We start from the raw sequence: 2,237 nt of genomic DNA, 5'->3' as shown, positions 1-2,237 counted from the left end.
CCCGCGCCTGCGCCGCGGCGACGTCCGCGCGGCGCGCGAGCAGATCGGCGGGCAGCACCGCGGGCACCGGCAGCGCGGCATCGTCGGGCAGGCGCGTCGGGCCTAGCGCGGCGGCATAGTCCGCGCCGCGCCCCGCCAGCGCCGCCAGCGCATCGGCGGCCAGCGCGCGCGCGCCATCGGCCTGCACCTGCGCCAGCCGTGCCTGCGCCAGCAGCGTGTTGGCGGCTTCCACGTCGATGCGGCTGGCCAGCCGGTTGCGTTCGCGCACGCCGACCAGCTTCAGCGAATTCTCGCGCGCGGCGATGGTGCGCGTCGCGATCGCGCGCTGGCGTTCGGCGCGCGCCAGTTCGGCATAGGCCTGCACCACCGACCCGGCCAGCATCAGCCGCGCGGCGGCCAGATCATAGGCGGCGGCGCGCGCCTGCGCCGCGGCACCCTCGATCGCGGCCTTCTGCCGGCCGAACAGGTCGAGGTTCCACGACAACCCCGCCTGTCCGGTGCCGAGCGCGCGGACGGTGCCGCGGAAGGGCGGCGGGATGGTGTAGTTGCCCGACAGCCGCGCGCCCTGCACCTGCGCGTCGAGCGCGACGTCCGGCGACCGTTCCGCATCCTGGCGCGCCAGCGCGGCCTGCGCCTGGCGCACGCGCGCGGCCGCGGCATCGAGCGAGGGGTTGCCCGCCAGCGCATCGGCGACGACCCGGTCGAGCTGCGGATCGCCGATCGCGGTCCACCAGTCGGGCGCCAGCACCACCGCCGGCCCCGCCAGCGCCAGATCGGCCGCGCCCTTCGACGCGACCGACGGCGGCGACGCGGGCACCGCGCAGGCGCCGGTCAGCAGCGCGGCGGCGAGCGGGGGGATCAGGCGGCGCATGGGGCGGCAGTCTCCAGCGTGGCGCGCAGCCGTTGCAGCTGCGCGATAAGGGTGGTGATCTCGTCGTGGGTCCAGCCGGTCAGCCATTCGTTCCAGCAGGCGATGACGCGATCGCGGCAGCGCAGCGTCGCCGCTTCTCCCTCCGGCGTCAGCGACAGCTGGATCACGCGGCGGTCGTCATCGTTGCGCAGGCGGCGGACCAGCCCCTTCTGCTCCAGCGTGTCGATCATCCGCGTCATCGCGCCCTTGTCATGCGCCAGGTCGCGCGCGAGCGCGGCGCAGGTCGGGGCGCGGCCGAAATGGATCGAGATCAGCGCCGACCAGTGTACCGCGCTCAGCCCCTCATCGGCGAACGCACGGTCCAGATGTGCCATCCCCAGCTGGTTGCACACCTTCACGAGATAGCCGATCGACGAATCGGGATAGAGGTTGGCGGTATCGTAGAAGCCCATCGATCGTTGCATTGGCAATCATTGCATCGGCAGTCAATACCCCGCGTCGCCGCGCTTGCCGGGCGATGGCGGCACGCTATGGTGTCGGGTGTAACCATCGCGTGGAGTATCCCTTCTTGTCGCATCGTTCCCTGCTGGCGGCCGGCGTCGCCGTGGCCGTCCTGGCGTCCCCCTTCGCGATCCCCGCCGCCACCGCGCAGGCCGCGCGCGGCGCGCCCGCCGCCGCGCCCGTCGCCACGCTGGTCAAGGCGGTCGACATCCCCTTTACGCAATTCACGCTGAAGAACGGGCTGCGCGTGATCGTCCACACCGATCGCAAGGCGCCGGTCGTCGCGGTCAGCGTGTGGTATGACGTCGGGTCGAAGCACGAGCCGAAGGGCAAGACCGGCTTCGCGCACCTGTTCGAGCATCTGATGTTCAACGGCAGCGAGAATGCGCCGGGCGACTTCTTCGAACCGCTGGAGCAGGTCGGCGCGACCGACCTGAACGGCACCACCAGTTTCGACCGCACCAATTATTTCGAGACGGTGCCGACCGCGGCGCTGGACCGCGCGCTGTTCCTCGAATCCGATCGCATGGGCTATCTGACCGGGGCGATCACGCAGAACACGCTGGATGTGCAGCGTGGCGTCGTCCAGAACGAGAAGCGGCAGGGCGACAACCAGCCGTACGGCCTGCGCCGCTACAAGCTGACCGAGGGGCTGTTCCCCGCCGACCACCCCTATGGCCATACCACGATCGGATCGATGGCCGATCTGGACGCGGCCAGCCTGGCCGACGTCAAGGAATGGTTCCGCAGCCATTACGGCCCCAACAATGCGGTGCTGGTGCTGGCCGGCGACATCGACGTCGCGACCGCGCGCCCGCTGGTCGAGAAATATTTCGGCGCGATCCCCGCCGGCCAGCACCAGCAC

Annotated in this window: 3 protein-coding genes; 1 reads left to right on the top strand and 2 read right to left on the bottom strand. The window is 71.3% G+C overall.

Going from position 1 to position 2,237, the window contains the following annotated elements; genetic code table 11:
* Positions 1 to 871, bottom strand: an 871-nt coding sequence (locus tag AX685_RS10695; protein WP_197418567.1) for a TolC family protein, incomplete at its 3' end; no start/stop codon positions are given.
* Positions 859 to 1,335: a MarR family winged helix-turn-helix transcriptional regulator gene (locus AX685_RS10690; RefSeq protein WP_231738783.1), complete on the bottom strand. Its 477-nt coding sequence runs from the start codon at positions 1,333 to 1,335 to the stop codon at positions 859 to 861. The genes AX685_RS10695 and AX685_RS10690, both read right to left, overlap by 13 nt.
* A gap of 104 nt (positions 1,336 to 1,439) precedes the next feature.
* Between AX685_RS10690 and AX685_RS10685 the strand changes: the two genes are divergently transcribed.
* Positions 1,440 to 2,237 (top strand): M16 family metallopeptidase (locus tag AX685_RS10685; RefSeq protein ID WP_231738781.1); only part of this gene is annotated, 798 nt, incomplete at its 3' end.

It is taken from the genome of Sphingomonas sp. CCH9-F2 (assembly GCF_001556735.1).
Lineage (GTDB): Bacteria > Pseudomonadota > Alphaproteobacteria > Sphingomonadales > Sphingomonadaceae > Sphingomonas > Sphingomonas ginsenosidimutans.
The sequence above is the reverse complement of the archived record's forward strand: the minus strand, read 5'-3'. Positions and strand labels throughout refer to the sequence as shown.

Coding starts and splice junctions, on each gene's coding strand:
- AX685_RS10690 (WP_231738783.1), bottom strand. CDS start 1,335: ATGCAACGATCGATGGGCTTCTACGATACCGCCAACCTCTATCCCGAT.